A 753-nucleotide genomic window follows, 5' to 3' on the forward strand; every position below is an offset into this window, starting at 1 on the left:
GATATGCAAATAAAAATTACAGTTTAAGTTAAGCGACATTTTTGTAAATACTGTTTTGATTATTAAATTCTTCGATTGTTTTGTAATTTAATGCACCGTGTCGTCTTTTTTTGTTGTACCAGATTTCTATGTATTCAAATATTTCCAGTTTCATTTCTTGTTTTGTTTTGAGTTTGTTTCCATAAATTAACTCGGTTTTTAATGTTTTAAAGAAGCTTTCGGCCACTGCGTTATCCCAACAGTTTCCTTTTCTACTCATACTTCTGATTACGCCATAAGATTCAATTGTATTAGCAAATTTCTTGTTTGCATATTGAATGCCTCTATCAGAATGAAAAATTAATCCTTTTTGAACACTTCTGTTTCTAATTGCCATTTTCCATGCAGCAAGAGTTGTTTCATCTGTACTCATACCATTGCTTAAACTCCATCCAATCATTTTTCGGTCATATAAATCAATGATGGTTGTCAAGTACAAAAAGCCTTCTTTAGTTTGAATATAGGTTATGTCAGATACCCAAACTCTTGATGGATGAGCAACTGCAAAACCTCTATCTAAAACATTATCTACAACTAAATAGTTGTGTTTTGAATCGGTTGTAACTTTAAATTTCTTACTTAATTTACTTTTCAAACCAAGCTCTTTCATATATTTTGCAACAGTTATACGTGATACTTTGTAACCTATTGCATTTAGCTCAGTAGTAATTCTTGGGCTTCCATAACGCTGTTTTGAATCAAAATAGATGTCTG

Annotated in this window: 1 protein-coding gene; it reads right to left on the reverse strand. The window is 30.9% G+C overall.

Annotation, left to right across the window (positions count from 1 at the left end):
- Positions 1 to 28: 28 nt before the first annotated feature.
- Positions 29 to 753: IS3 family transposase (locus IAI56_RS15855; protein WP_187658776.1), on the reverse strand; the 725-nt coding region annotated here is incomplete at its 5' end.

It is taken from the genome of Flavobacterium macrobrachii, assembly GCF_014486675.1.
Classification (GTDB): domain Bacteria; phylum Bacteroidota; class Bacteroidia; order Flavobacteriales; family Flavobacteriaceae; genus Flavobacterium; species Flavobacterium macrobrachii.